This window comes from Sorangium sp. KYC3313, from assembly GCF_052075895.1.
Taxonomy (GTDB): domain Bacteria; phylum Myxococcota_A; class Polyangia; order Polyangiales; family Polyangiaceae; genus Sorangium; species Sorangium cellulosum_B.
This window is the reverse complement of the sequence record NZ_CP197255.1, coordinates 4,475,632-4,501,303: the sequence shown is the minus strand read 5'-3', so window position 1 is coordinate 4,501,303 and position 25,672 is coordinate 4,475,632. Positions and strand designations below refer to the sequence as shown.

The following is a 25,672-nucleotide window of genomic DNA, read 5'->3' as shown; positions in this document are numbered from 1 at the left end:
CCGTCTGCGGCCCGCCGATGTGACGCGCGCTGGCATGTCCCTCGCAGCGCAATTCCGCGAGCGACGGATCGCGTCTCGTGGAGGTGGCACATGCACACCAGGATCGGCCTGACCATGGCCGCGCTCGTCGGAGCGTCGGCCTGTGGCACAGCCGACGAGGCGACCGAGGCACTGGCGGACCCCGATGGTAGCGTCGAGGTGCCGCCGCGGAGCTTCTACGTGGAGCTGAGTCAGGACACGACGGCGGAGAGCGCGATCCCGCAGATCGTCCAAGCCGGTCGGCACGAGTTCGCCGCGGCCTGCGCCGATCGCCCGGACGCGGCGCTCCGCATCTTCAACCCGTTCGACCCCGGCGACTTCGCTGACGTGCCCTGCGCCTCGATGGTCTGCGACGCCGAGAGCGGCGGCGCGCCGAGCCAGGATGAGAGCGGCGAGCCGATCGGAGCGGCTCAGGAGCCGTGGAGCCCCATCGGCCTGGGGTGCAGCATCTTCATGTTCGGGGCCGGCATGGTCGCAACTTCCGCGATCTGCCCCAGGGCAAGGGATCCGCGGGATGCGCAGCGCTGCTCCAACTACTCAGGTGCGGAGCTCGGCACCCTGGGCGTCCTCTGCAGCTTCATCTGAGCCATGAGCAAAGAGCTGAGGACCATCGGCATCCTGGCCTCCGGCGTGGCGATTGTCGCCGCGGCGTGGCTCGACGCGCCGGTCCCTGAGGGGACCTTCCCGCCCCTCGGCTGGCTCCGCGCCGGCCTACCCGTCTACCTGTACATCTTCGGCCAGTGCTGGCTGGCCGAAGGTCGTGCCCGCGAGCGGCGCGCACGCGGGATCAGGGACGAGAAGTAGCTGCGCAGGCCTCGGATCCCTCCGGGGCACGACCCGTCGAGCGCGCGCCCGACGTGCTCGCCGTCGAGGAGGTCGTCGAGGCCGAACTGGACGTGAACGCCGTAGTGCTCGCCTCGGCCCTACGGCCCCGCCCGCTTCACGCGCTCGCTTCCGACGCAACCGGCGACGACCCCAGCCGATCCTCTGCCGAGGACCGCGGACGAGCTCCGCGACTGCATCCCCGAGGGCGAGGGCGCGGCTCAGGGTGCTCTCGTGAGCGATGCGACGGCGACCCGTGGCGATGGGCTGGTCGACCCGGCTCGTCGAGGCGCAGGGATTCGCGGCGGGGCCGCTTGAGCCCAACTTCGAGGACGTGCGATCCGCAATCCGGCTTCACACCCCTCGGAATCCCGGCGAACGTGATGACCGCAACGGTTCAAACGCTGCGCTTGTTTCGCCAGGGAAACCGGCGACCATCTCCATGACACTGTCGCTGCTTCCACGACGCGCTCGGCCGAGCAGGTCCAGGGCCGCAACGCCGTCGCGTTCGCGGATGCGCCTCGACCCTGCTCCGGGCTGCTACTCTCCTCCCAATGCCGTCCACGCGTCGCCTTGCCGCTGAGATCGTCCGCATGGTGCCACCGCGCGACCGCGCGCTGCTGCTTCGGCTCGGCCTCGACCTGAACGATCCAACGGACGCGGCGTTCTTCGTTGCCGGCGTCCGAGCCGCCGACGACGCCATCGCAGCGCAGGAGCGTTGGGAGCGCGCAGCGGTCCGCCCGTCGAGCTGCACGCGATCGCCTCCAACGCGCGCTACACGTCGTCGTGCGTCGCGCTGACCACGCCCCCGGCGCTGCAATGGACAGTGGCTCCGGGCGGCATCGCGGAGTCTTTCTGAGCGGCGTTCCAGAGCACTTCGGGCGTCCCGGCGCAAATGCGCAAGGCCCTGCCCGGCTCTGGGGCATCCTGGACGACGTGGGGTTGAGGCACTTCCGGTTCTCGGTGGATCGGGCACAACACCGTGTCATTGAGCCCATCAAGCCGGCCCAAGCGCTGACTGAACGCTGCGGCTCAACGGCGGAGAGGAGCATTGACAGATGGACAACGCCGGGCGATGTTCCTCATTGTGCCTACCCGCGGATCCCATTTGCTTGAATTGCGCTGGAAGCAGCCGCTCCGAGAAGACGAGGTCCATGCACTGGCAGAGAACGTCCTCGACGAGTATCCCACGGTGGCGAAGCAGTCGCTGCGAGCGCTCGTCCGGCTTGCCCTGACCCCGCAGGCATGGTCGCGAGCGGCGTCCAAGGCCCGGGCACTACTTCCCAAGGCGGCAAACTACGACGACGGCACATACGCAGATATCCTCGCTGCCAGCTGCAGGATCCCCGACGGCAGCCTGAAAGATACGTTGATCGACCTGCTGGACGGTCCGCTTGACGGTCGCCCTCGACGTGCCCTCCTCGCCGCATTAGCGCGCGAGCGCGAACCCCGGATCTTGCGCCACCTCTTCCATGAACTGGAACATGAGCTTGCCACGCGCCGAATGGCCGCTGCGAGGGATCTGTCAGCATTTCCGAACGTTGATTCCAGTATTCTACTGAAACATCTCGCACGGGAGAACGATGCCACTGCTCGTTTCTGGATTGCGCTCGCCCTCGCAGTGGGAGGCAATGCGGCTCCGCTGTTGATGTTCTTCCAAGAGTCGCGGCCAGAGCGTTGGTATGTCTGGGGCGACGTGATCGCCGATGACGACACCGAGCGATTCATCCTTCACGAGCGGAAGCAGCTTCTCACTGAGGAGGTGCGACGAGCATTGGGCTCCGTCAAGCTGCAAAGGAGCGACCCGGCCGAATCGCTCCTTCGCGAGCTTCGCTTGCCCGCGATGACAGCAGGCACCGAGATCAAGGCCAAGCTCGCTGATGATGTGCCCCACACGGCATCTGACGGAATTGCACGATACGCGGAGGCGGAGGAGGCGGAGCGCGTCGTGAGTCGTTGGATATTGTCGATGCCCGACTGGGAGCACGATCCACAGCTCCTCCATGAAAGAAACCTTAACTTCTCCCAGGTCGACCCGAGGCTTCGCGGTCGCGCTGTGTCCGGGCTGTTTGCTCACCAGTTCGCGTATTTGCGAAGCAAACCGAGCAGAGAGCCATTCGCCTACGGCAATGAGATTGATGGCTTCGTCGCCGACGGCGGTCAGACCATGTTCATTCTCGTCGGCAGAATTATCGATCATGCGGTAGGGATCGACGTAGAATTACTATTTCGCCTCTACTGCGAAGAGGTTCAGAAGCACGTTTACACGGAGGCTCAGCTCCCGGCTGCCGCCGCTTACACAAGTCCCCGGGAGGTACTGGTTGCTACCCGCGAGGCGTTAGTTTCTACCGACCCCGAGCTGCGCCGCCTCGCCGCCGAGTTCATTGAGCTCGCCCGCCGGAACGTGGGCCTCGGCATACCAACATGGGGAGGAGGCGGCCCACCACCGGACATCCCGTCGACCACAAATGCAACTGAGGAGAGCGGCACTGACGTACTGCTCTACCAGGCGAAGCTGTTGGTACCAGCGGTCGTAACAAGAAACGAACGCATACGCATTACAATCGATCTCAAGCGACTAGCTGACGAGAACGCAGATATACGGCTGAATAGCGTCTCACCTGGATGGGACACATTAACAGTGGACGTATCGATTGTTTCCACCGGCATCACGTTCGCTAGCAAAGATGACGAGGGCACCATCGCACTACACTGCGATGGGTCCTCAACGCCATTCGAAGTCGAGGGGCTGATCGACCCAGGTGATGATGAAAAATTGCTCACCATAGTCGCGCTCTTCTCGTTCCGCGGAAGGAACTGCGGCTGGGCACGAGCGAAGGTGCCCATAGTGGGAGCGGATCTCCAACCAGACGAAACGCAACATGCTGGACATGTCGCAATCGCACTGGAGGCGAAAGTCCCCCCGCTAACGCTCCGTCTGGTACGTGGCGACGTCGAACATATGTATGGATTTAACATATCGGTCCCCGAAGAACTGAGACACATACTGGGGATGCCGGATTGTCTTCATGGCCATTGTCGACTTCCACAAGGCGAACTCGATCATATTCTTGAGGTCCTCGATCACATTGCCCATGTACCTAACCCAGACCAGGCGAGAGCTACGCTGCATGGGCTAGGCGACCTGATCTACGACCTCCTTCCTCCGGCGTTTCATCAAGCCTACTGCGCGATCCGTCGACGCTCGAACGACATGTTCGCCATTCAGTTCGTCAGTGACGATCCTGGATTCCCATGGGAGCTCGCACGACCCCGGTTCGATGGACGACGCACAAACATAATCTGTGAGACCCATCCAGTTGCGCGCTGGCACGCCTACCGGGACGATCTTGTGCATAAGCGCTTGGCCAAAAACGGCGCAATCCTCACCGTGGCACCTTCGTATCTTGGAAAGCGAGCTCTACCGCGAGCACAGGAAGAGTCCGCATGGCTTGTTGAGACGCTGGGCGCCCAGCGCCTTGCTCCCGTGTCGCGTGAAGCATTCCTCGCGTCCCTGGGCCCGACTGCGGATGCGCTTTCGGTCCTCCATGTCGCCGCACACGGTCATTTCGATAGAGGGCGGCCACTCTTGTCCAAATTGGACTTCGGAGACGAGTACGTAAACACTGCAGAAATCCGGGGCGAGCACAAGGAGGCGCTCAGGACAGCTATCGTCATACTTAACGTCTGTGACGCCGGAGCTTCATCGCAAAATCTGGGAGGTGCCGTTGTTAGTTTCCTCGATGCGTTTATCGAGCAGGGAGCCGCAGCCGTGATCGGGCCGCTCTGGTCAGTGGATGATGGCAGCGCAATGCGACTTTTGAAGAGCTGCTTACCGCGAATCCTTCGAGGAACATCTGTCGCGGAGGCCTTGCGCGACGCACGGTACGCCGATGACGGCAGCATCGATCCGCTCGCATTCGTGCTCTGCGGCGACGTCACCGGTGCGTTCGAATGAACGCACAGCGCAGAAGGCGAGCCCGCCCCCCTGCCGTCCGCACCAGTCTAAGGCCGGGGGCGCCCGCGTCATCGGCGCGGCCGGTCCGGATCTTCAGTGGATGAGCGGTCCGCTTACATTGACCACCTCCATTCCGATGAATGGTCCGTCGATTTCGGGAAGAAGAACTGATCATGAGCACCCGTTCCCCGTGACGAGGAGCCGCTCGCCGATCACCGCGGCAGCACGGCCACGATGCGCAGCGGTCCGCCGGAGCCGGCGCGGATCTTCATCGGGAGCGCGACGACGAGTGCGCCTCGCGGCGACAACGCCTCAATCGAGGCGACGTTCTCGAACGCCGGGTGCGGGCACCGCCCATCGTGATCACGCAGATCGCGCGATCGTGATCACCGCGATCACGCATCATGATCGCCCTCGGAGCGAGGCGACGCTGGTCCGTCGGGGTCTGGGGTTCAGGTCTCTGTGATCTCGTTGGTCTCCTTGCCCTTGCGGCGCGAGGGGCCCTCCAGCGTGACGCGGTGGATGGTGGTCGGTTGCGCCTGAAAACTAACGCGAACGAGCAGGCTCTGCGGCAAATCGCTCCTGCGAGAGCCGCGTGGCTCTTCCTCGGCAGCGACGACCACGCCTGCGCCGCCTAACCTCGTCTCGCTCGTGCAGAGCTGAAAGCTTCACCACCTCGACCCCGACGCGTACCTCGCCGACGTCATTCGCGTAATGCCCCACTGGCCGCGCGAGCGCAACGTCGAGCTCGCTCCCAAGTAGTGCTCGCGGACCCATGCTCGCCTCGCCGCCGAGAAGATGAAGCTGCTCCTCGGGCCGATCGCCGCCACGCCTCTGCCTCAGGCGCAAGGGCGGCGTGCGACGAGCTGCCGGGATCGGGGCCATGGCGCCCATCCTGCACCAGCCGATCGAGGGTGGGGGCTACGGCGCTTCGCGCAGCGCTTACGGTTGCAACGGCTCGGGCAAAATTCTGCATCAGCAGACGCAACCAAGGGCCGGGCAGGGCTCGCACCGGGCTAGCGCGCCCACAGCATGGCGATGTACGATTCGATCTGTCATCCGGATCCTTAGAGGGATGCGGGGCGGCACAAGCGTGAGAAACAGTGGTTAAAGGTGGGACAACCTTGGTACATGGGCGTTATTGGCGCTGCGCTGGGGATCGCGAGCGCACATGCACATGCGCCGTGCAACAACTAGCTGGAAGCAAGCGCAATTACGATGGATACAGGAATGAAAGGCGGCGCAAAGCTCGTGTCGAAACCTGGAAAGTCCGAGCTGTCACGCGGCTTGACACTTCTGCGCACACTCCGGGCACACACCGACTGGATTGGACGTATTGCGTGGTCGCCGAACGGACGATGGCTAGCATCGGCCTCTGCCGACAAAACCATACGCCTATGGAACACTGATGTCAATGACAGCCAGAGAATATTGAGAGGTCACTCAGACGTAGTATTCTCAGTCGCGTTCGATCCAACAAGCAACCGATTAGCCAGCGCGTGCAGCGACAAGACAGTTAAGCTATGGGACACGAACACAGGAAATGCGGTCCATACGTTTGCGGAGCATGAGCTACAGGTAACCAGCGTCGCTTTCGCACCCAGTGGCGGCATCCTAGCTAGTGCGTCTAATGACAGGACGATCAAGCTGTGGAGCATGACTGGCCACCAGCCGCACCGCAACCGCACGCTAATAGGCCATCTAGACATGGTCAGGAGTGTCGCCTTTGACTCCGGCAATATATTGGCCAGCGCATCTCTGGATAGCACCATCATACTTTGGGATTCGGCTAACGGCAAACTGCTCCACAGACTCGAGGGGCATAGAGCCGGGGTTGGCAGCATTGCCGTCGAGCCGCACAGTAGAATCCTAGCCAGCGCATCTGCAGACAACACAGTCAAAACTTGGGATCTATCTACCGGGAGGCTACTCCGCACGTTCGAAGGACACACAGGAACGGTGAGGTGCGTCGCATTTTCGTCCGACGGACGAATCGTCGCTTCGAAGGGTAGCGACGATACCGTCCGTATTTGGCACAAAGACACAGGATCCTGTGTGGCTATCATTCCCGCACCGAGCTCCCCATACTGGCCGTCTGGCCTTGCCTTTCATCCGACTCTTCCCAGGCTTGCGACTGTGGGAGCAGATTCGGCAGACTCAAATTCCCGCGACCGTGTTATCCACATATGGGACTTTGATTATGTCGATCTGGTAGATAGCGATCCGTCGCTTACTGTCACGTATACCAGTGCAAAAATTGTGATGGTGGGAGAGAGTAACGTCGGAAAGTCCTATCTTGCACATCGGGTTGCGACTGGACAAGCGCCTGGCGACGGCACCATTCATAGCACCCATGGCATGCAGTTCTGGCCTCTTGAACCGGAGCAACTGAGCCCTGGAGCAGATCCACCCGAGAACCAGCAACGAGACATAGTGCTCTGGGACATGGGTGGTCAAGAGGAGTACCGACTTATTCATCAGCTATTTCTTGATGACACGACGGTCGCACTTGTGTTGCTCGACCCTACACGGGGCAACACAGCGTTCAAGGAGGTTGAAGCTTGGAACAGATACCTCGCAAAGCAGCTCCAGGGCCGCAACGCAGTTAGACTGCTTGTAGGGACCAAGCTGGATGTCCCCAGCGACACCATCGACCGGCAAGGCTTAACGCGACTGCAGAATGAATGTGGCTTCGTTGGCTTCTATGAGACTAGCTCGCTCACGGGTCGCGGAATATCGAAATTGCGCGAGGCTATTGCCAGAGCCATCGATTGGGACAACCTGGGTAAGACGAGCCGCCCTGAGCTCTTTCAGCGCATCCGTAAAGAGATCGAGGCGCGACGGAAGAGGGGCGATGTGGTTGTTCATGTGCAAGACCTGCTCCGCGCCCTGGCTGCTCAAACGCCGACGCAGGACGACGAGCGTGCTGTTCTCGCCGTGGCGGAGCAGCTTGCCATGCAGGGCGTCATCGCTCGCTCGCACGTGTTCACAGGAGAACCTGTGTTAGTGCTCCAGGTGCAAGAGATCGAACGGTATGCCGGATCGCTCATCGTGGCGGCGCGCAACAACCCCCGTGGTGTACCGGCCCTCGACCTACTTGCGATCGCGCAGCCCGGGTTCGAAATGCCAGGGATCGCCATGCAGAGTCGCCTGCCGCGTGTTCAGGAACTGCCAGTGCTGGAGTGCACCGTAGAGTTGCTACTAGACCATGGCATTTGCTTCAAACACGAAGGCCTCCTTATATTTCCTACGCTATTTACCCCCTCGCCCCATCCCACGGACATCGAGCTATCTCATGCAGTATCACTCTATTATGACTTCTCTGGGGCCATCGACAACATCTACGCTTCATTGGTTGCGTGGCTGGTACTGGCCCGGGACTTCGGTCGAGTCCGACTTTGGGCGGATCGGGCGGAATTCGAGATTGCCGACTGCGGCATTTGTGGTCTCCGAAAAGTGGGGCGCGCTGGTGGGTTTGCCCATGTAGACGTGTATTTCGGTGCACATACCCCGTCGAGCCAGCAGGAGCTATTCATTAGCTTTGTCGAGGAGCATCTACGCCAGCATGGCGTAGAGATCCGCGAACATGTTGTCTTGACATGCCAATGTAGCATGAGGCTCGATGAAGAGACAATACGCATGCGCATTGCGCGTGGCGCCAATGACGTTAGTTGTCCGGTATGTGAATTGCGTCATAGTCTAGTCGACGGCGCCACGGAAGCACGTCAACGGAACCCAAAGCTCGATGAGAGAACCTGGGCACTAAAGACTCGCATCGAGAAGGCTCGCCGCGAGTTGTCCGAAGAGGTAGTGCAGGCGATGGAGAGGGAGGAGCAAAAAAAGGTGACAAACGATCCGATCCGCGTGCTTCATCTCAGTGATCTGCACTTCCGCGCCGAGACGCCGGTTCGCACCAGGCTGCAATGGCTATCGGACGACCTACGGCATGGCGATGATTGGGGAAGAGATGGGATCGATCGACTCGACTATCTAGTAATCTCGGGAGACTTTACCGACAAGGGCACTCCCGAAGGGCATGAGCGAGCTTACGATTTTGTTTCTAGCCTTACGAGCGACTTCGGTCTCTCGGCGGAGCGATGCATCTTCGTTCCTGGGAACCACGATGTGCGCGACATGCTTAGCGCCTATGAAGCCCGAGATAGCGTCGCAGGCTTGAAGGACGACGACTACGTGAAACAAGGTGACATATACCTTGTCCCTTTTCCAGAGAAGTATCTTTTGCGGCTAAAGTCGTTTTCGGACAACTTCTACCACAAGTTTCTGCAGCAACCTTATCCAACCGACTACGTCGCCCAAGGGATCTCCATCCCGTTCTGGGAGACCGGCCTCCAGTTCCTGACATTTAATTCCTCTTGGCAGATCGACAGGTTTCACCGAAAACGCTCGAATGTCCATCCGAGTGCGATAGCGAACGCACTGCGCATGGCCCAAACGCAGGAAAGAGATGCTCGCGCTGATGGCCGCCTCGCGTCGGACGCGCCGCTCCTTCGCATTGCCGTATGGCACCATGCGGTGACCGGACCAGAGCAAATGAAGAACACGGACTTTCTTGGCAATCTTCAGAAGAACAACGTAAAAATCGCTCTACACGGCGATGTCCATGAGATGAGGAGAGAGCTCGTCGCCCACTGGCATGCGAGGGCCCTTCACGTGGTTAGCTCGGGTAGTTTCGGTGCACCGGCCGAAGACCGCCCCGAGTCTGCACCTCGGCTGTATAATTTAATCGAAATTGACCGAGGACTGAAGTCTGTGCGAGTGCATACCCGAATGCAGCCCAAGGCTGACGCGCCGTGGAAGGGCTGGAATGAATGGCCGAGGACGGATGGCGGCGGCGGCGCGGTTCCATATTTTGATATTAGCTGGTAGCGCTGAATCACGATTCGTACATCGGCGGTTGCAAAGTCTGGAGGGCAACCCAAAGGGTTCCCTCACGGGGCTTAGCAGCTACGCCGGTCTTGACGCGCCTGAGCGCCCCGAAGACCGCATCGCGCGGGCGAGGGGCGGACGGAGCCTCCAGGAGGGCTCGCGGCTGGCCGAGCAGCCGGCCGATGGCCTCACGAACGATCCGAGCCGCCTTGTCATCCGCAAGCGCAACAGCGTGGCGCGGGGTGTTCGCGAGCGAAGCGACCCCGGCAGCCGAGGAGTGGGGTCGGCCGGCGCGAGTTCGTCCGGCTCAGTGCCCTTCACCTGGGCCTACGTTGACAAGTGGCGCTACGCCTGTGCAGGGATCACGGGGCGAGTAGCAGCATCCGGTCATCCTCGCGCATCGCCAGCTCGGGCGTGCGCTTTGTTGGCCAGCGCAGCAGGTCTTGCAGGTATCCACGCCCCCGAAACCCACGGCACCGTCGCCATGAGGACGCTGAGGGCTGCACACGCCTGCTCGGCGTCTCGAAAGGCTGCCCGTGGTGGCGCGATACGTGCTGAGTCCGCGAATTCCGAGCGCTCACATGCGCACAAGGACATCGAGCGTGGAATCGTGGCACCTCATCAGGAACTCCTCCTCACTCGTAGCCGCTTGGCGGCACGGCATCCGATCGCAATGCCCCTGCGTTCAAGGCCGAGCCGGATCTCATCGCCCCCTCCGCTCACGCTCGCGGGCGAGGTCGAGCACTTCGGCCGCGACCTCGCCCTGCGGCGGCGTCGGCCCTGCGAGCAGCCGCCCGATGGCCTCATGCGCGACGCGCGCCGTCTCAACATCGCCCGCCACAATAGCGGCCGCCAGCCCCTCCCCGAGTTGCACAAGCAGCATCGCCCTCACCGACGCCGCCCTCGCCCCCTCCCCGCAGCGCTCTCCCCCCGCCCCACTCCCCCCGATCGAATCGCCACGCGCCCCCTCCGAATCGTCACACCCCCGCTCCAACCGCGTTGATCCGTCGCCACCCCCTCCAAATTCCCCAACAATTTCGCCAGTTCGCCCCCGTTCCCCCGCCCCAGAGCGCCTTTTAAATCCACCGCATCTGCCATTTCGCCACGGGGCCCGTCCGCCGCCAGCGCCACGGACCAAGCCCGCGACACGCGCTCAACCACCACCACGACAAGCGCAAACGGCTCTCCCGCGGCGTGACGGCGCGCGCCGTGCGCCCGCCCATCAGCCCCCGCCGCCGCCGACCTCGCGCCAGCGGATCTCCACCCGCTTCGCGCCGAGCTGCGTCGCGAGCGCCGTGATCTGCCGCTCGGCCTGCGCCTTCGCGCGCGCCATCACGTTCCCCTCGAGCGCGGCCTTCTCGATCGCCGCCGTCGCCTCCTTCCGGGCCCGCGCCTCGAGCTGCTCGTTGCGCCGCGCGAGCAGGCTGGTCGACCGCGTGTAGACGTACGTCTCGTCCTCGTCGAGCCGGGTCGAGAAGACCTCGGGCGCGGGCAGCGTGAGCCGCGCGACCCCGGTCTCCGGATCCATCGCGATGTCGCCCTCGCCGATCCGCGCGAGATCGACGCCGATCGTGACGTGGCCGACCGCGACGAGCAGGAGGGCGTCGGTGGCCTGCACCAGACCGAACAGGCGGCTCTGCCGGTCGGCCAGATCCACGACCTTCTCGACGTGCACCTCCGTTGTCTCGAGCCGCGACAGGTCGCGGATCGCGATGAGGAGCGCAGGAGACGGCCGCGCGACGACGACGCTCGAGGGCGCGGGCGCCGGAGCGCCGAGGCGCGGCGCCACCACGAGCGCGCCGAACCCGACCGACGCGAAGAGCGCCACGACGAGCAGCGCGATCCGCGCGGCGCGGCCCACCTGCGCGCGCGGGCGCGGCGCGTGAACTGCGGCCGAAGCGTAGGGGTCCTGGATCGGGCCTTCCATCGGAGGGGTCTACCTTGGAGGAACACGGGCGCGCAGCAGGCGCCCGCGGCGGCTCGGCTGGACACCGACCCGAGGAGCCGCGCGTCCTCCACAGAGAGTACCCAGAACTGGAAGGCCGGAGAGCGAGAAGTATCGACCAGCCCCGCCCCGCCCGCTCGCCCGCTCGCCCGCTCGCCCGCTCGCCCGCTCGCCCGCACAGCGCGCCGGCGGCTAGCACGCCGCGAGCAGCCTCACGCCGCCCGCGCCGTCGACCGCGGCGGCGCCGCCGCCTGCTCCGCCCTCGAGGACGAGAGCGCCTGCTCGAGCATCCAGTCGTCGACGTCGCCCTCGGCCGCATGCTCCAGGGCGAGCCGCACGTCTCGGTTCGCGCACCCCTCCGCCGCGATCCGCAGCCGCTCCTCGGTCTGGCCGTCGCGCGAGCCCGCGAGCGCGAGCGCGGCCCCGATGCGGAGCTCGGCCGGCGCCCCGCCGTCCTCGAGCACCGTGAACGCCTGCTCCCGCGTGAGCTTCGCCGTCCGGTAGTCGGCGCCGGCCTCGCCCACGAGGCGGCGCAGCGCCGCCCGCCAGGCGGGCGCAGGCAGGCCGCGGCGCCCGAGGAGCGCCACCGCGCGCCCCGCCTCGTGGGCGCCGCGCCCGCTCCGCTCCCGCAGCAGCGCGAGCAGGTGCTCGCGGCGCCGCTCGGCGAGCACCATGCTGAGCCCCGTCTCGCTGGGATCACGCAGCAGCTGCGGCGGCACGAGGGTGAGCGAGAGCTCCTCGCCTCCGGTGAGCGCGAGCTCGACCCCGAGCGCCGTCTCCTCGACCCGCTCGATGCTGCCGAAGGAGATGAAGCGCTCGCCGGCGTCGTCCCGGAGCGAGAGCCCGTCGCTGCCCGCCACCAGCACGCGGCGCGCAGAGCCCTCCCTGAGCAGCGCCGCCAGCACCCACGCCGAGGCGCCCGTGACGACGCCGAGCGAGAGCGCCACGTCGAAATCGAGCACCGACCAGCAGAGCAGCGACATGAGCGCCGCGACCCCGACGAACAGGCGGCGCCGCGGCAGCGACGGCGCGTCGTCGTAGAGCCGCGCGCTCCACGTGCCCCGCGCGCGCCCGGCGGCGATCACGCCGAGCAGCCGCTCCGCGTCGACCGGATCGTCGACGCGCACCCGGATGACATCGCCGTCGTCGGTCTTCAAGGCGACCTCACCGCCGGAGCTCGAGAGCCGCGCGCGCGTGAGCGAGAGGAGCGGGAACGCGCGCCGATCGCCAGGGCGCTCGATCCACAGCGCGTTGCTCACCCGGACGACCGCCGCGCCGGACGAGCCCACCGCCGCCCAGAGCCAGGCGATCGGCGTGTAGAGCAGGCACGCCAGGCAGAGCAGCGCGAGCAACGACCCGAGCAGCGCGAACGGCACCATGACGGCCGCCACGATCGGGCCCGCGATCGGCTCCACGAGCGACGCGACGGAGAAGACGACGAGGAGCCACGCCAGCGCCGACGAGAGCAGCCGGCCGATGGATCGAGCATCGGCGTAGGGCTGGATGAGGACCCCACACCGCTTGAACACGCCGTCGCTTCCAGCGGTCCCTGCCACCCCACCACGGTGAAGGCACCCGCTTGCGAGTTCAAGCGCACAGCGCAATTTCAACGCAGGAGGAACCCCTGCGCTGCCGTCCCCGGCGACCGCGCTCAGTACGCGTCCGCCGGCGCGCGCGCGTCCGCGGGGAGCGTGAGCGGGAGCATCTCCACGGCCACGTCGCCGCCGGCCAGCCACTGATACCGCGCCAGGTTCGAGAGGACGCGACCCACATAGGCGCGCGTCTCGTTGTACGGGATCCGCGCCACCCACACGTCGGTGTCCCGGTCGATGCCCCCACCGAGCCAGTGCGACACCGCCTTCGGACCGGCGTTGTACGCCGCCGTCGCGAGCGGCAGGCTGCCCTCGAACGTCCGGAGCAGCTTGCCGATGTAGAAGCCGCCGAGGCGCAGGTTGAGCGGCGCGCTCTTGAGCTGCCCGAGGTCGAAGCCGAGCGAGAGCTCGCTCGCAGCCTTCTCGGCCGTCGACGGCATGAGCTGCATCAGGCCGACCGCGCTCGCGGGGCTCACCACGACAGGGTCGAACGCGCTCTCCTGACGCATCAGCGCGTGAACGAGGCCCCTCGGCAGCCCGTGCTGCGCCTCGAGCGCGCGCACCTCGCCGGCGTACGGCTCCGGATAGACGCACTCCCACGTCCAGCGATCGGCCTGCGAGGGCGCGCGCTGGAGCGCCGCCGCGGAGACCGCCTGCGTGCCCACGCGGTAGCGGCGCTTCGCGGGCGAGAGCATGCCGTACATCCGGCAGAGCGCCTCGCTCTCCTGCCCGGCATAGGCCGCGGTCGCCTCTCGCTCGTTCTCGGCGAGGTAGCTCTCCGCGTCGCCGTCGAGCCCCATCGACGCGAGCAGCGCCGCGGCCGGCGGCAGCTTCACCTCCACCGCCCTGGCGTCCCCGAGAGACGCCGGGACGAGCAGCGGCGGCATGGGCGCGCCCACCGCCGCGAGGCGCGAGCGCGAGAGCAGCGCGCCCCACGAGAGCGGCTGCTCCCGCATCACCTGCGTCCAGAGCCGCACCGCGCCGTCACGGTCGCCGCCGCGCAGCGCCGCGAGCCCGGCGAGCTCGCGCAGCCGCGCCGCGTCGGCCGGCCTCGCGTCGCGCGCGAGCTGCTCCAGCGGCCGCCGCGCGCGCGCGGCGCCGCCCGTCGACAGCGTCGCGAGCGCCCGCTCGTAGACCGCGTCGTCGCGCCGATCGCTCCGCGGATAGGCGTCGAGGAACCGGCCGTACTGCGCGACGGCCTCCGCGTAGCGCCCGACCTGCATGAGGAGCCGCGAGGCGAGCAGGCTCGAGAGCTCCCCCCAGCGGGTCTTCCGGAACCTGCGCGCGACGGCGAGGTGCCGCTCGATCGCCTCCGCCTCGCGCCGGAGCCGCGAGAGCGAGCGCGCCGCGAGGTGCAGCTGCTCGGCCTGGCGCGCCGACGGCGCGGCGGCGACCTTGAGGAACGCCGCGGCCGCGGCCTCGTAGTCGCGCGCCCGGTAGAGCGCCGTGGCCCTGCGGTGGTGGAGCTCCGGCGCCGGCACGCCCGACATCTTGTCGAGCTCGGCGATCGCCTCCGCCGCGCTGCCCCCGGCGACCATGGCGTCGACCTTCTGGAGCCGCTCCGCCTGCGAGAGCTGCCCCGGCAAGGCGGCGAGGAGCGCCGCGGCCTCGCGCCCGTCGGGCGACGACGGCGCGCTCTTCACGATCCACCGGAGGTCGGCGTGCGCGAGCGCCGCCGCGGCGGCCTTCTCCCCCGGGCGCTCGGCGGCGTCGCGCACGCCGAGCTGGACGCGCGCCCGCGCCATCCGCGCCGCCGCCTCGTCGCGCGACCTGCGCGCGCGCTGCGCCGCGGCCACGGCCCGGTCGGCGAGCGCGCGCGCCTGCTTGAGATCGCCGCCCTTCATGGTGGCGAGCGCGGCGCGCGCGAGGCCGGGCGCGCTGCCCGAGCGCTCGAAGTACGCCGCCGCCTCGAGGAACGGCCCCGCCACGAACGCCGCCTCCGCCCGGTAGCGCGCCACCTCGCGCGAGAGGAGCGGCAGCTCCTGCTCCAGGCCATGCAGCAGCTCCACCGCCTTGCCGTGATCCCCGAGCTCGAACGCGACGCGCGCCCGCGCGTACTTCATCGAAGGCAGCGCGCGCTGCTCCATGGGCAGGGCGTCGAGCCGCGCCGCCGCCTCGGCCCAGCGCTCGAGCCGCACCGACTCGACCCAGGCGCCGTCCACCAGGGACGGCGCGGGCAGCGCGAGGGCGAGACCCGCGGGCGGCGCGAGGGCGAGACCCGCGGGCGGCGCGGCGCGCGCGGTGCTCTGCGACGGGGGCGGCCCGGCCGCGTGGTGCTCCGCGCACGCGGAGAGCGAGAGGCCGAGGACCCACGCGACGGCCAGCCGGCGGCGCGCTCCCCCTGAAGACGGCTTCGGTGGCGACGGAGCCCGTTTCATAGCCGACCCGGCGCGTTGGACGACCCGCCGGCAGCGCGCCCTGAGGACGGAGCCCCGCGGAACGACGGCCTCCGCGCGCAGGCCGCTCGAACCGCAGCGCACGCGCTGCCGACCCCTTTAGCTAGCAAGCCTGGGCCCGGGGTCGCAAACAAAGTGTCGGGCCCGACGCGATCCACCGCTTCCCGATCTCCACGTCCTCCTCGAACAGGAAGGCCGCGACCTCGTCGAGCGAGCCAGCGCGGTTCGGCGGCGCACCCAGACGCAGCGCGGCGGCCTTGCCGAACGCGGCGACCACCGGGTGCGGCGAGCTCGCGAGCCGCAGGAGCTCGGGTACGAGCTCCACCGCCCCGAACGCGCCCGCGAGGACCGCCGCCAGCGGCCGCGGATCGGCGGGGCAGTCGTAGCTCCACGACAGCGCCGAGCGCAGCACCGCGATCGTCTCGGGCGCCGCCGCGCGCGCCGCGGCCGTGCGGTAGCCGCCCACCGGCAGCGCGAGCTGCGCGTCGCCGCGGCTCGTCGCGCAGATGCCGTCCGCCGCCTGCAGCAGCGCCGAGGCGATCGGCTCGGTCACCCCGTCGCCGAGCGCCGTCAGCCCCTCGACGTCGGCGGCGACCGGCCGCGACGCCTCCTGCGCATACCCCTCGAGGTTGGCGAGGAGCCGCTCCAGGTCCACCGCGCCCGCGGCGCGGCCCGCCAGCACCTCGCGCTCGGTGTGCACCGTCACGAGGCTCGACACGATGGCCGGCGTCCCGCCGCGCATCGTGTGCGACACGTCCACGCTCACCTGCTTGACGGCGGGCCACCGCAGCACCCGCGGCTCCGTGTCCGGGTCGACGACGATCCCCCAGGGCACGACGGCCATCGTCACCTCGCGGGCGCCGCGCTGGATCGGGGGGCGGTGCTCGGCGCGGACCAGCGCGAGCAAGCCGAGCGCGCCCCCCATCGCGATGAGCCCCAGCGAGAGCGCGTGGCTCCCGGCGCTCCAGACGGCCGCGGAGGCGCCCGCCAGCCCCGCGGTCCCGGCCGCGGCGAGCGCGCCGGTCGAGCCGGGCTCCGGGTGGAGCCACACGTAGCGGAAATCCGGCGGAGGCAGCTTGCGCAGCACGGTGACGACCCCGGACCACGAATCTAGGCTGCCGCGCCATCACGCGCCACCACGCGCCACCGGGGGCGCGGGGGCGCGGGGGCGCGCGCGGCATGCCACGGCGCGTCGGAGGCGCGCTCCACGCCCATGGCGGCGCTCCACGTGCGCTGCGCGGTGGTAGCTTCGCGGGCGGTGCTGCTCTCCCGCATCCGCCTCGTCCATGTCGGCCCGTTCGAGGACCTCTCGCTCTCGCTCGAGGACGCCGCCGGCGCGCCGCGCCGGCTCGTGGTCCTCTTCGGCGGCGACGGCGTGGGCAAGACCTCGATCCTGTCGGCGATCGCGTCGACCCGGCCCGGGTACGCGGTCGCGCAGCCGAGGCCGCGCGGAGACGACGGCTCGCAGCCGCTCGTCGTCGCCGACTGGATGCTCGGCGCGGACGACCCGGCGCGCGCGCACCCGCTGCGGGTCATGAGCCCGAACGCGCGCCTCGACGAGCCCGAGGACGCGGCGATCTTGCGGCGGAGGGAGCAGTCGCTGTTCGAGCGGCGCGCGGCCGAGGGGGGCTTCGTCCTGGTCGCGCTCTCGGGGGCGCGCTGGTTCTCCCGCAGCGCGATCGTGCTGACGGCGCCCGAGCGCAGCATCCTCCGCTACGACGTGCGCGCGGCCGCGAGCTTCGACGACGCGACGCGCACCGACCTCGCCCGCGAGACGAAGCAGGTGCTCTCGTTCGTCCCGATCGCGGCGGCGATCGCGCGCGAGGGGCGGAAGAGCCGGCCGGAGGTACTCTCCGACGTGCAGCCGGACGCCCGGCCGGGCGCCCAGGCAGAGCGGCTCGGCGCGCTCGATCGGGCGCTCAAGGAGGTGCTCGAGGCGCTGCTCGACGGCCACGGCGTGACGTACGCCGGCGTCGATCCGCTCCGGCTCGAGCCGATCTTCGAGCGCGCGGACGGCCAGCGCGTCGACTTCGACGATCTCGGGCGGAGCGCGCGGCACACCGTCGCGTTCGGCGCGCTCGCGCTCCGCGCGCTCGCGTCCGCCCACCCGAGCGGCGATCCGCGCCTCGCCGAGGGCGTCGTGCTGATCGACGACATCGAGGCGCAGCAGCCGGTGCACCGCCAGCGATCGCTCGCCGCGCGCCTGCGCGCCGCGCTGCCCAACGTGCAGTGGATCGTCACGACCTCATCGCCGGCGATCGCGCTCGGCTGCGAGCTCTCCGACGTGATCGCGCTCCGCCGCGAGCCCTCGTCGGGGCGCGTCGAGCTGCACGAGGGCCCGGACGCCGTGCTGCACTGAAACACGCGGCGCGGCGCGGCACGTCGCCGAGCGGCGGGCGGCGCCGCGCCTCCCTCCGCCCCCGGGCTCCTGCGCCGCGCGCGTCAGGCGAGCGGCACGGCGAGGAGCACGACCTCCTTGCCGCGGACCTCGATCTTGTAGCGCATGGGCTTTCCGTGCTTCCGCCCGAGCTCCTGCTCGCTCGCCTTGAGGCGGGCGACGAACGCGTCGCGGGTGATGTGGTCCACCGGATCGCCGAGCGACTTCTTCGCGGCGATGTACTCCGCGAAGATGCGCGCGTAGTAGACGTCCTCCGGCTCCTCGAGCAGCGCCTTGGCGTCGGCCGGGATCTCGCCCGCGGACAGCGCGGCCATCCGCTCGTCGACCTCGAGGGCGTCCCGGAAGGACGCCGACGTCGGCGCGCGCGACGGGCGCCCCTCGGCGTCGGTCTCGTCCTCCTGCACCCCGAGCAGCTGGTTCAGGAGCGAGTTCAGGCGGAACACGAGCCCGCCGAGCTCGGCGTGCTCGATCTGGAACCGGAGGTCGGTCCGGCCGTTCATGATCGCGAGCAGGCCGTCCTCGATCTCGGAGACCGGCTGCGAGATGTACGCGTCCAGGAAATACGCGGCGATCACGACGAGCACGAGCCCGAGCGCGGTGACGCCGAGGAGCGGCCAGAGCAGCGCGCTCGCGAGCCCCGGCGTCCGGAGCTGCGCGATGCTGAGCAGCACCGCGCGCCGCCCGTCGCCGTAGCCGTCGAGCGCGTGCCCGACGGCGCTGTACTCGCCGGACAGCCCGCCGATGTCGACCGTCTGGCCGGAGCGCAGCGCCTTCAGCGCGCCGTCCTTTGCCGGCGACGCCGTGAGCGCCGCGACCAGCTGCGGGGAAGCGTCACGCGATTTCGCCACCACGTCGAGCCCGTCGCCCGACTGCGTCGCGACGACGAGGACGCGCCCGCTCGTGCGCTCGCTCGCGTTGGTCAGCCGCTCGTCGTTCAGCGCGGTGCCCACCGCGACGGCGCCGATGATCTGCCCGGCGTCGCTGCGGATGGGCGCGTAGGACGCGAGCAGCTGCTCGTTGCGCGCCCGGCTGACCCACACGTCCGAGCCGGTCACCCCCTGCTCGATGGCGAGCTTCAGCGACGGGTAGACGGCGCCGAGGTTGTCTCCGCGCATGAGCGCGGAGGCGTTCCGCCCGAGCACCACGCCCTTGGTGTCCACCAGGACCACGAGCGAGGGCGGGGTCCTGGCCAGCTCGGGCGAGGCGGCGACCGCCTCCCGGATGGCGTTGGCGGCGCTGGTGGCCGCCTCGGCGCGGGCCGGGGCGGTGCCGGCGTTGAACGGCTCGCGCAGCTTCGGGTCGCTCGCGTAGGAGTCGAGCCACCGCTCCAGCACGAGGCCGTCCACCTGGAGCTGCGCCATGGCGGCCGCGAGCGCGCGCGGCGCCTCGCCGGGGCGCCCGATCTCCGCGAGGGAGGCGCGCGTGAGGGCGTAAAAAAGCCCTCCGACCATGAGGACAATCACGGCGAAGACTGCGATGATCTTTCCGCGCATCCTGCGTCTCCACTCCTTCTTTCCGGGGCTCAGGGCAAGCTACCATCCGCTGCGGCGCTGCTACAACTCTCCACCCAGCTCATGGTGCACTTGAATCAGCCGCACTCCGAAGCCCCGCGCCTCTACGTCGTCGACGACGCGCTGTTCGAGCAACATCGCTCGCGAGGCGCGCACCCTGAGCGCCCGGAGCGCCTCGAAGCCGCCCGCCGCGCCATCGAGCGCTGCGCCGCGGCCGGCCTCTCGCTGGAGCACGTGGCGTCGCGCGACGCCACCGAGGAAGAGCTCGCCCGGGCGCACGCCCCGCGGTACCTGGAGTCGCTCGGCCGGCTCAGCGGCCACTATGCCGCGCTCGACCCGGACACGTACGTGGTCCCGCGCTCGGTCGAGGCGGCGAGGCGCGCCGCGGGCGCCGCGGTGGCGCTTGTCGACGCGGTGCTCGCCGGCCCCGGCCGGCTCGGGGTCGCGCTGCTCCGTCCGCCCGGCCACCACGCCACGCGCGACGCCGGCATGGGCTTCTGTCTCCTGAACAACGTCGCCGTGGCGGCGCGGGCGGCGCTGAGCAGCGGGCTCTCGCGGGTCGCGGTGGTCGACTTCGACGTGCACCACGGCAACGGCACGCAGGACATCTTCTGGGACGATCCGCGGGTGCTGTTCTGCTCGCTGCACCAGTGGCCGTTCTATCCCGGCACCGGCGCCGCCGGCGAGCTCGGCGGCGGCGACGGCGCGGGTTACACCGTGAACGTGCCGCTGTCCGACGGCGCGACGGACGCGGTCTACGAGGCTGCGTTCGACGAGCTCCTCCTTCCGGTGCTCGACGAGTATGCGCCCGAGCTGATCCTGGTCTCGGCGGGGTTCGACGCGCACGAGCGCGATCCGATGGCGGCGATGAAGCTGTCGCGCGCCGCGTACGCGGCGATGGGCCGCCGGCTCGCGGCGATGGCGGCCGCGAAGGCGGGGGGGCGGCTCGCCATCTTCCTGGAGGGCGGCTACGACCTGGCCGCGCTCGAGAGCTCGCTCGCGTCGGCGCTGCTCGCGGCGTCCGGCCGCGAGGCAGCAGACGACCCGGCTGGAGGGTCGGTGCCGCCGGCGCAGCCCGCGCAGCGCGCGCCGATCTCGACCCGCCACCGCGCAGACCTGGACCGGGCGCGCCGGGCCGCGCTGCGCCGGTGGACGACGCTCTGACCGAGGCGACCGGCGGCGCGCGCCCGGGAACGCGCCGGGACGCGGCCGAGGCGTGAACGGGGCCGGGGCGGGGCCGCCGGACGCCGGACCAGAAGGAAGAGCGACACGCGGTGCGTTTCCGTGATTGCACTCTGCGCGGAGCTGAGTATTCTGCCAGGCCTTCGCAGCCCACGGGCCGCGAAGAACGGTGGGTATAGCTCAGTTGGTAGAGCACTGGATTGTGGCTCCAGTTGTCGCGGGTTCGATTCCCGTTACTCACCCCAGGTAGAACAGGCCGAGGCCGCCCAGCAGCGGCAGCCTCGGGGTCTCGGCTGCGCGAGAGCACGAAGGCGGCGCGGCAGGCCCGCTGATGCGTGCCCGCCGGCCTCCTCGCTGGCGCTCCACGAGCTCGACCGCGACGCGTCGACAGGGAGCGAGCGTCGAGCGGCGCATCGCGAGGGACCGCGACGCTGGCGCTCGATCCGCTGACACCTGACGCGCGCCGTGGCCTCGGGCCCCGAGCCCCGGCGCGACGGTGCCGAGCCGCCGCGCCCTGCCCACGGGAAAGCGACGCGCGCTCTCCGCGACCTCCCTTCCTCCATCCCTCACGAGCCGAACGGCGTTACCCCTTGGCCGACGCCGCGCGAGCGCGGCCCGACCCCGGTCCGAGGCTCGGCGCCGCCCGAGACCATCCACGAGCGCGCCCGCGCGCCACACCACGAGCGCGCTCGCGCGCCATCACGAGCGCGCTCGGACACCCCATCATGGACGAGCTCGCACGGCGTCGCGAACCGCTCGCTTCGATAAGCGCCCTTCGCGCCTCGGAGCTATCGATTCACGGATATCCGTCCACCGCAGTGAGCCGTTATCCATTCTCACGGAGACAGCAAGTCTCATCTCTGTAACCGACTCGCCACACTGCCCGCGTAGCGTCCGCGCGCATGAAGACCACTCTCCCCGGGAGCCGCGCGTCGACGGCGCGCCTCATCTCCGCCGTTTTCATCGCGTTCAACGCACCTCAGCTCGCGGCGTGCGCCGCGGATTCTTCGAGCGATGTTTTGGATCCTACCGAGTTGCCGGCCCCCGGCGCCGTCGATGTCGTCCGCCCGCTCACGCTCTCGGAGCGCGCTCGTGTGCCCGAGAAGGAGCCGGGGTTCGTCGCCGCGGCGCTGGGGGACCACGAGCTCGTCATCACCCATGACGGCAGCATGACGCCCTTCGCCGCGGGCGACGTGCTCGGCGGCACGCAGGGAGGCGGCTACCTCGCCCGCGTCGTGCGCGTACGCACGATCGACGCGACGCGGGTGGCGCTCGCGACGGCGCCCGCTCCTCTGACGGAGTTCATCACCGAGGGCCATTTCCGCGTCCACTACGACGCGCGCGAGTACGCGCGCGCCATCGACGATCACGTCGCGCGCACCCGCGAGCTCGGCGTGGAGGACGGCGAGCAGATCGCGAGCGCGGCGGAGGCCCTGAAGATCTCGTCCGGCGCCTCCCTGAAGCTCCTCGATCTCTCGTCGGCCTCGCTCCCTGCGTCGTGCGGGGTCACCGCGCACGGGACGGCGGCGCTCGACGTCACGGCCGAGCTCTCGCCGGCGCTCGATCTCGAGGTCCACATCGGCCCGAGGGGTAAGCTCAACCCGGTGCCGGAGCTGAAGCAGCTCCGCCTCGTCGCGTCGGGCCAGCTCGACGTGAGCGCCAGGCTCCAGGGCACCGGCACGGTCACGGGGAGCTGCTCGGTCGATCTCCTGGAGCTCGCCGGGGGCGTCCCGAGCCTGCCGCTGCCGACGCTGACCTTCTGGGTGGGCCCCGTCCCCGTCATCGTCACGACGAACGTCGTGCCGAGGGCGACTGCGGATCTGGGGCTGTCCTTCACGGCCGCCGAGGTGGAGGCCGAGGCGCAGGCGACCGCCGAGATCGAGGCCGGGGTCGACTACAGGAATGGCACGTGGAGCACGATCTGGGAGCCCTCCGGCTCGGCCTCGGGCTCGGCCTCGATCGGCGCGCCCGGCCCGATCACGGCGTCCGGCGAGGTGAGCGCCGGCGCGGAGCTCCGGGCGCGCCTCTACGGCATCGTCGGCCCGAACGTCGGAGTCCAGGCGTACGCGCGCGTCACGGCGGAGACCGCGCCGCCCTACTGCGCGTACGACGCGCGGGTCGACGGCGGCGTGCGGGCTTACGCCGAGGCGGTGGCAGGCGTGTCGGTCGGCCCGCTGGACCTGACGCTCAAGCGCCTCGAGCTCGTCGATCTCGAGCTCCTCCACTTCGACGGACCGCGCGCCTCGGGCCCGCTCCGCGACGCGCCCGAGTGCGACGCGGAGCCCTGATCGCGCCGCCCCTCATCGCGCCATCCGTCCGGGAGGCCAGGCGCCCCCGCCTCCCCGCGCGCGGGGAGGCGGGGACGCCGCGCTCAAGGGTCCGCGCACGCGACGTAATCACAGGACGCCTCGTTCACGCACTCCTCGGTTCGCGCCACGAGGTCATTCCCCTCGAGGCCAAGGCACGCGGTCTCGCAGCTGGTCTTGCTCGGCGGCGGAGCGTCGTTCTCCTCCGCGCAGAGGATGCGGTGCTTGCAGAGCTCACTGCATGCGTTCAGGATCTCTTCGTCTTTGCACCCTGCGGCCCCCGCGGCCAAGAGGCCGAGGACGGCGGCGATGACGAGCGGGATCGATCGGAGTTCTGCGTTCTTCATGGGCAGCTCACCTCGGTTGTGGAACGGAGACTCTCCCCGGCGAGCGACCCGCTGCCGACCGGCAGCCCGCGTCAGCGCACGAGAAGAAGGCGAGCGCGCGACCCGGCACGGTAGCAGCGCTTTGCAGAAGGCCAGCGCGCCTCACCACGAGGCCACGCCTCCGCGCAGAGCATAGACGAATCCCTGGCCGCCGCCCACCGCGCGGCGGCAGCGGGAACGGAGAGGACGAGATGACGCGAAGACCTCGGCCCCGCGCCGACGTCATCTCCGTTCCCGCTGCCGCACCCCCGCGCTGGCTCGACGCGCCGGGCGTGGTACATTGCGTCATCGCGCGTCCTGACGCGCCCTCCACGATCGACGACGAATGCCCTCCAAGGAATCCGACACCCTGCTCGAAGCCGATCCAGCCGAGCGACCGGATCGCGAGAAGCCCGAGCCCGCGCGGCTCCCTCTCGTGCTCTTGGTCGACGGGGACAGGAGCATCTGGCAGCCGCTCGGCGCGCTCCTCTCGAGGCGATATCGCCTCGTCGTATGCTCCTCGGCCGTGGACGGGGTCGCCGCCTTCACCGAGGACACGTGCGCGGTGATCGTCGATGCGCGGATGTCAGGGCTGGAGGGATTCTGGGTCTGCGACCAGATCCGCAAGGTGCAGCCCGAAGTGCCCGTGATCTTCTATTCGGCTCATCACGACGAGAAGGACTCGTTCGAGGTCATCAACGCGCACCGGCCTTTCGCCTATGTCGACAAGCACGGCGCGGAGCAAAAGCTCCTCGACGCCCTCGAGAAGGCGACGCGGATATTTCAAAGCACCCTCCGCAGCAGGCGGATCATCGAGCGGCTGCAGCGCCGCCGGCTGGAGGCGGTCTGACGCCTCGGCAGGGCGAGCCGCGCCCGCGCGGCGATCGGCGGGATCTGTGGCGCACGCTGGCCCAGCTGGCGCTCAGCCTGTCCGCGCTCTTCGCGGGGATCGCGCTCGCGGCGCACCTCGCCCGCGAGCAGCTCGACGCGCTCGGCCGCGCGTTCGTGGACCGCTTCGGCCTCGCCGGGATGTTCGTCGGCACCTTCCTCGCCGACGCGTTCTCGTTCCCGATCCCGCCGCAGTTCTACATGCTGACCGCGATCACCTCGGGTGGCTCGCAGGTCGCGCCCCTGATCGCCATCTCGACCGCCTCGCTCGTCGGCGGCTGCACGGGGTATCGCCTCGCCGGCCGCCTCGCGCGGCTCCGCCTCTTCGCGGCGCGCATCGAGCGGACGCGACCCAGGATAGACCGGCTCTTCGAGCGTTACGGCCACTGGGCGATCGCGATCGGGAGCATCTCGCCGATCCCCTTCTCGATGCTCTGCTACCTGTCCGGGCTGTACCGGATCCCGCTGCGCTACTTCTTGACCATGGTGCTGTTCCGGGTGCCCCGGCTCCTCCTCTTCTACGCGCTCATCCGGGCGGGATGGAGCCAGTGAAGCCGGCGGCATGAGCGCTATCGGGGGCTGTCCGTCTCCTCGGGCGACGGGTTCACCCTGACGCGCTCCAGGATCTGGTCGACCATGCCGAGATCGATCCCGGAGCGCTCCACGACGTTCCTGGAGAACAGCCGAGTCGCCTCCTTCGCGAGCTCCTCGTCCGGGAGGAACGGCCGCGCGGGCGACCGCGGCGCCGGCAGGCCGATCTCCTTCTCGAGCTCGGAGATCGCCCGGATCATCTCCTGGTAGCAGGCGGAGGCGATCTGCACGGCGAACGGGAACACCTGGACGTTGCCCCGGCCGGCGCGCACGGCGTGCAGCGTCGCGGCGGCCTGCTCGGCGAACTGGCGACTCCCGTACGCGTTGGCCATCTGCGCGTACATCGCGATGGACTCCTGGTCCGCCGCGAGGTCCTCCTCCTTCGTGCGCGGCGCTCCGGACGGGGGCACCGACGACCACCGGACGATCATCCGCGCGTAGTCGTCGAGCGCGCGCCGCTGGAGCGCCAGTCGCTCCAAGAGCGCTTCTCGCCGCTGTCTCAGGAGCTCCGCTCTCTCCTCGTGCTCGGCCCGCCGCTCCGCGCTGAGATCCGCCGATCTCCGCGCCAGGTAAGCGCCGATGAAGAGGGCGACGCCGTTGCTGACGGCGATGAAGAGCATCTCCAAGATCTTGGGATCCATGCCGGTGCCCACGACTTCTATCACGTTCGCGCTGAACGCAGCGAGTTGCCGGAGGATGCGGAGAAAAGTTGGCCGCCGCCCTCCTCCCGTGCAGGTGCGCCGTCATCCTACAGGCGGCCGTGGCCGCGCTCGGAGCCGCGCGGGCAGGCGT

Annotated in this window: 18 protein-coding genes, 1 tRNA gene and 2 pseudogenes; 11 read left to right on the top strand and 10 right to left on the bottom strand. The window is 68.9% G+C overall.

Annotated elements, in window-relative coordinates; translation table 11 throughout:
• The first annotated feature begins 90 nt into the window (after positions 1-90).
• From ACSRUE_RS17670 to ACSRUE_RS17660, 3 genes are all read left to right on the top strand, one after another.
• Positions 91-624, top strand: a complete 534-nt coding sequence (locus ACSRUE_RS17670; RefSeq protein WP_441292006.1) for a hypothetical protein — start codon at positions 91-93, stop codon at positions 622-624.
• A 3-nt stretch (positions 625-627) separates the two neighbouring features.
• Positions 628-843: a hypothetical protein gene (locus ACSRUE_RS17665; protein WP_441292005.1), complete on the top strand. Its 216-nt coding sequence runs from the start codon at positions 628-630 to the stop codon at positions 841-843.
• 1,093 nt (positions 844-1,936) lie between these two features.
• Positions 1,937-4,819, top strand: coding sequence for a CHAT domain-containing protein (locus ACSRUE_RS17660; protein ID WP_441292004.1), 2,883 nt, complete (start codon positions 1,937-1,939; stop codon positions 4,817-4,819).
• 212 nt (positions 4,820-5,031) lie between these two features.
• On the opposite strand, the pseudogene ACSRUE_RS17655 reads toward ACSRUE_RS17660, so the two are convergent.
• Both ACSRUE_RS17655 and ACSRUE_RS17650 read right to left on the bottom strand, forming a co-directional pair.
• Positions 5,032-5,160, bottom strand: a pseudogene (locus ACSRUE_RS17655) (cyclase family protein); the annotation flags it as partial.
• Positions 5,161-5,271: 111 nt separating this feature from the next.
• Positions 5,272-5,442, bottom strand: coding sequence for a hypothetical protein (locus tag ACSRUE_RS17650; RefSeq protein WP_441292003.1), 171 nt, complete (start codon positions 5,440-5,442; stop codon positions 5,272-5,274).
• Between the two features lie 595 nt (positions 5,443-6,037).
• On the opposite strand from ACSRUE_RS17650, the pseudogene ACSRUE_RS17645 reads away from it, so the two are divergent.
• Both ACSRUE_RS17645 and ACSRUE_RS17640 read left to right on the top strand, forming a co-directional pair.
• Positions 6,038-6,799 (top strand): annotated as a pseudogene (locus ACSRUE_RS17645) (WD40 repeat domain-containing protein); the annotation flags it as partial.
• 75 nt (positions 6,800-6,874) lie between these two features.
• Positions 6,875-9,706, top strand: coding sequence for a metallophosphoesterase (locus tag ACSRUE_RS17640; RefSeq protein WP_441293099.1), 2,832 nt, complete (start codon positions 6,875-6,877; stop codon positions 9,704-9,706).
• Positions 9,707-10,409: 703 nt separating this feature from the next.
• Here the strand turns inward: ACSRUE_RS17640 and ACSRUE_RS17635 are convergent.
• From ACSRUE_RS17635 to ACSRUE_RS17615, 5 genes are all read right to left on the bottom strand, one after another.
• Positions 10,410-10,589 carry a hypothetical protein gene (locus ACSRUE_RS17635; protein WP_441292002.1) on the bottom strand — a complete coding sequence of 60 codons (180 nt, stop codon included), beginning with the start codon at positions 10,587-10,589 and terminating at the stop codon, positions 10,410-10,412.
• Between the two features lie 339 nt (positions 10,590-10,928).
• Positions 10,929-11,633 (bottom strand): DUF4230 domain-containing protein, encoded by a 705-nt coding sequence (locus ACSRUE_RS17630; protein ID WP_441292001.1) that lies wholly within the window; start codon positions 11,631-11,633, stop codon positions 10,929-10,931.
• A 230-nt stretch (positions 11,634-11,863) separates the two neighbouring features.
• On the bottom strand, positions 11,864-13,180 hold the full coding sequence (locus tag ACSRUE_RS17625) for a hypothetical protein (RefSeq protein WP_441292000.1): 1,317 nt from the start codon (positions 13,178-13,180) through the stop codon (positions 11,864-11,866).
• Positions 13,181-13,302: 122 nt separating this feature from the next.
• A complete protein-coding gene (locus ACSRUE_RS17620; RefSeq protein WP_441291999.1) occupies positions 13,303-15,621 on the bottom strand; it encodes a transglycosylase SLT domain-containing protein in 2,319 nt (772 codons plus the stop codon).
• A 121-nt stretch (positions 15,622-15,742) separates the two neighbouring features.
• On the bottom strand, positions 15,743-16,726 hold the full coding sequence (locus ACSRUE_RS17615; RefSeq protein ID WP_441291998.1) for a hypothetical protein: 984 nt from the start codon (positions 16,724-16,726) through the stop codon (positions 15,743-15,745).
• Between the two features lie 126 nt (positions 16,727-16,852).
• On the opposite strand from ACSRUE_RS17615, the gene ACSRUE_RS17610 reads away from it, so the two are divergent.
• Positions 16,853-17,998 carry a hypothetical protein gene (locus tag ACSRUE_RS17610; RefSeq protein ID WP_441291997.1) on the top strand — a complete coding sequence of 382 codons (1,146 nt, stop codon included), beginning with the start codon at positions 16,853-16,855 and terminating at the stop codon, positions 17,996-17,998.
• 83 nt (positions 17,999-18,081) lie between these two features.
• Here ACSRUE_RS17610 and ACSRUE_RS17605 read toward each other — a convergent pair whose 3' ends face one another.
• On the bottom strand, positions 18,082-19,488 hold the full coding sequence (locus ACSRUE_RS17605) for an MXAN_5187 C-terminal domain-containing protein (RefSeq protein WP_441291996.1): 1,407 nt from the start codon (positions 19,486-19,488) through the stop codon (positions 18,082-18,084).
• A 123-nt stretch (positions 19,489-19,611) separates the two neighbouring features.
• Between ACSRUE_RS17605 and ACSRUE_RS17600 the strand changes: the two genes are divergently transcribed.
• From ACSRUE_RS17600 to ACSRUE_RS17590, 3 genes are all read left to right on the top strand, one after another.
• Positions 19,612-20,712 carry a histone deacetylase family protein gene (locus tag ACSRUE_RS17600; RefSeq protein WP_441291995.1) on the top strand — a complete coding sequence of 367 codons (1,101 nt, stop codon included), beginning with the start codon at positions 19,612-19,614 and terminating at the stop codon, positions 20,710-20,712.
• A 187-nt stretch (positions 20,713-20,899) separates the two neighbouring features.
• Positions 20,900-20,975: transfer RNA gene (locus ACSRUE_RS17595), tRNA-His, on the top strand.
• 657 nt (positions 20,976-21,632) lie between these two features.
• Positions 21,633-23,018 (top strand): hypothetical protein, encoded by a 1,386-nt coding sequence (locus ACSRUE_RS17590; RefSeq protein WP_441291994.1) that lies wholly within the window; start codon positions 21,633-21,635, stop codon positions 23,016-23,018.
• 83 nt (positions 23,019-23,101) lie between these two features.
• Here the strand turns inward: ACSRUE_RS17590 and ACSRUE_RS17585 are convergent, their stop codons facing one another.
• Positions 23,102-23,383: a hypothetical protein gene (locus ACSRUE_RS17585; protein WP_441291993.1), complete on the bottom strand. Its 282-nt coding sequence runs from the start codon at positions 23,381-23,383 to the stop codon at positions 23,102-23,104.
• Between the two features lie 364 nt (positions 23,384-23,747).
• Here ACSRUE_RS17585 and ACSRUE_RS17580 point away from each other — a divergent pair, with 364 nt between their 5' ends.
• Together ACSRUE_RS17580 and ACSRUE_RS17575 are read left to right on the top strand one after the other, a co-directional pair.
• Positions 23,748-24,251 (top strand): response regulator, encoded by a 504-nt coding sequence (locus tag ACSRUE_RS17580; RefSeq protein WP_441291992.1) that lies wholly within the window; start codon positions 23,748-23,750, stop codon positions 24,249-24,251.
• 155 nt (positions 24,252-24,406) lie between these two features.
• Positions 24,407-24,841: a YqaA family protein gene (locus tag ACSRUE_RS17575; protein WP_441291991.1), complete on the top strand. Its 435-nt coding sequence runs from the start codon at positions 24,407-24,409 to the stop codon at positions 24,839-24,841.
• Positions 24,842-24,858: 17 nt separating this feature from the next.
• Here ACSRUE_RS17575 and ACSRUE_RS17570 read toward each other — a convergent pair whose 3' ends face one another.
• Positions 24,859-25,545, bottom strand: a complete 687-nt coding sequence (locus ACSRUE_RS17570) for a hypothetical protein (protein WP_437765314.1) — start codon at positions 25,543-25,545, stop codon at positions 24,859-24,861.
• Positions 25,546-25,672 lie beyond the last annotated feature (127 nt).

Coding starts and splice junctions, on each gene's coding strand:
- ACSRUE_RS17670 (WP_441292006.1), top strand. CDS start 91: ATGCACACCAGGATCGGCCTGACCATGGCCGCGCTCGTCGGAGCGTCG.
- ACSRUE_RS17610 (WP_441291997.1), top strand. CDS start 16,853: ATGGCGGCGCTCCACGTGCGCTGCGCGGTGGTAGCTTCGCGGGCGGTG.
- ACSRUE_RS17590 (WP_441291994.1), top strand. CDS start 21,633: ATGAAGACCACTCTCCCCGGGAGCCGCGCGTCGACGGCGCGCCTCATC.
- ACSRUE_RS17620 (WP_441291999.1), bottom strand. CDS start 15,621: ATGAAACGGGCTCCGTCGCCACCGAAGCCGTCTTCAGGGGGAGCGCGC.
- ACSRUE_RS17660 (WP_441292004.1), top strand. CDS start 1,937: ATGTTCCTCATTGTGCCTACCCGCGGATCCCATTTGCTTGAATTGCGC.
- ACSRUE_RS17600 (WP_441291995.1), top strand. CDS start 19,612: ATGGTGCACTTGAATCAGCCGCACTCCGAAGCCCCGCGCCTCTACGTC.
- ACSRUE_RS17665 (WP_441292005.1), top strand. CDS start 628: ATGAGCAAAGAGCTGAGGACCATCGGCATCCTGGCCTCCGGCGTGGCG.
- ACSRUE_RS17635 (WP_441292002.1), bottom strand. CDS start 10,589: ATGCTGCTTGTGCAACTCGGGGAGGGGCTGGCGGCCGCTATTGTGGCG.
- ACSRUE_RS17630 (WP_441292001.1), bottom strand. CDS start 11,633: ATGGAAGGCCCGATCCAGGACCCCTACGCTTCGGCCGCAGTTCACGCG.
- ACSRUE_RS17605 (WP_441291996.1), bottom strand. CDS start 19,488: ATGGTCGGAGGGCTTTTTTACGCCCTCACGCGCGCCTCCCTCGCGGAG.
- ACSRUE_RS17580 (WP_441291992.1), top strand. CDS start 23,748: ATGCCCTCCAAGGAATCCGACACCCTGCTCGAAGCCGATCCAGCCGAG.
- ACSRUE_RS17585 (WP_441291993.1), bottom strand. CDS start 23,383: ATGAAGAACGCAGAACTCCGATCGATCCCGCTCGTCATCGCCGCCGTC.